The sequence below is a fragment of the Mesorhizobium sp. M5C.F.Ca.IN.020.32.2.1 genome (genome assembly GCF_004023105.1).
Lineage (GTDB): Bacteria > Pseudomonadota > Alphaproteobacteria > Rhizobiales > Rhizobiaceae > Mesorhizobium > Mesorhizobium wenxiniae.
Window position 1 is genome coordinate 1 of sequence record NZ_RZSX01001194.1, and the last position, 1,499, is coordinate 1,499.

1 protein-coding gene is annotated in these 1,499 nt (G+C 60.2%); it reads right to left on the minus strand.

Annotation, left to right across the window (positions count from 1 at the left end; translation table 11 throughout):
* Positions 1-68: 68 nt before the first annotated feature.
* Complete coding sequence (locus EOA86_RS34275; protein WP_029347363.1) at positions 69-1,031, minus strand: sugar-binding protein; 963 nt, start codon at positions 1,029-1,031, stop codon at positions 69-71.
* Positions 1,032-1,499 lie beyond the last annotated feature (468 nt).

Consider the following 1,499-nt stretch of genomic DNA (forward strand, 5'->3'; position numbering starts at 1 on the left):
CTCGCAGGGTTCGTCAATGCGAGCCGCCGACCCGAAGCGAACCTCGAGCCGGCGCAACTGCTTTCGTCCTAATTGCCGGACATTGCCTTCAGATTGGCGGCATAGGCGTCGACGTCGTCCTTGCCGATGATCTTGGTCGGGATGATGATCAGGCCGTTCTCCGGAATGCCCGATTTGTCGCCCTCGAGATAGGCGGCCATCAGCTTCATGCCCTGGTAGGCCCATTCGAAGGGCTGCTGCACCACGGTGGCGGCAACGGTGCCTTCCTTGACGCCGCCCAGCGTGATCGGATCGTCGTCGAAGCCGACAACCGTGATCTGGCCGAGCTTGCCGGCGTCGCGCAGCGCTTCATAGATGCGCGGCGTGTTGTAGGAATAGAAGCCGACCATGCAGGTGACGTCGGGGCTGGCGACCAGCGCGTCCTCGACGTTCTTCTTGGCGCGGGCCTGGTCGATGTCGTCGCCACGCACGTCGATCAGCTCGATCTTGGTGCCGGCGAGCCCTTCCTTCATGCCCTCGATGCGCTCCTTGGCATTATCGGCGCCGAGCAAGCCGACAAAGCCGAGGCATTTGCCGCCGTCGGGCATCGCCTTCTTGGCGATCTCGGCCGCCTGTTTGCCGGCATCGATGTTGGATGAGCCGATATAGGCGATACGCTTGGTCTGCGGCGCGTCGCTGTCGGTGGTGAACAGCGCCGTCTCCGAGGCGATCTTGTTGAGCCCGTCGGTCGAGGTCTTGGGATCGACGGCCGATACCATGATGGCCTTGACGCCGGCCGTCACCAGATCGTCCATCAGCCGCTGCTGAATGGCAACCGACGACTGCTCCGGATATTTGAGCTCCAGATTGTAGCCGGGCAGTTCGGCCTGCGCCTTCTTGACACCGGCTTCGGCCGCCTTCCAGAAATCGGAGGCGCCGTTGACGACGAAGGCCAGCGTCGGTTTATCCTGGGCACGGGCAATTGCAGTGATGGACAGACCGAGCGCCAAGGCCGCGGCGGCGATGGACGCATTTCGTATCGCAGATTTCATGTTCAACCTCCCATTTGATTCAGTCATTTTCGCTGATCTGAACTTGTCGAATGCGGCTTGGACGCCCCCTCCTTAAGGTGTGATGGCCGCGAAAGAACGGCACCATTCCAGCCGCGATTTGAACTCTAGAGACTCATTGGCAGTTCGTAAATAGTCGGATTTGTCTGACATTTCAGTAATTGCGCGGCGTTGCTCTGCGCCTGAGTGCCACCGATACCGCGCAGCACGCTTGCTTGCCGCCATGGCCCGTTCGGTCCCGAGCCGGGCATGACAAATCGACATTAGAATGCTCACGCCTATTAGTAAATAGTATTAGTCTCTGGTTGGAAACCTCTGGTGCCGCCGGCGAATGGCTGCCTGCCGTGTGAGAAGGGAGGCTCCGTTAAGCCGTCCAAAGGCCTTGGGTTGGGCCCAATTCCGAGAAATCGATCTTTCAGGACCGCCTATTGCTCTCCCGCACTGCTAGCC

What these genes read in the sequence shown, in the direction of transcription:
- EOA86_RS34275 (WP_029347363.1), bottom strand. Translation starts at nt 1,031, where the DNA reads ATGAAATCTGCGATACGAAATGCGTCCATCGCCGCCGCGGCCTTGGCG.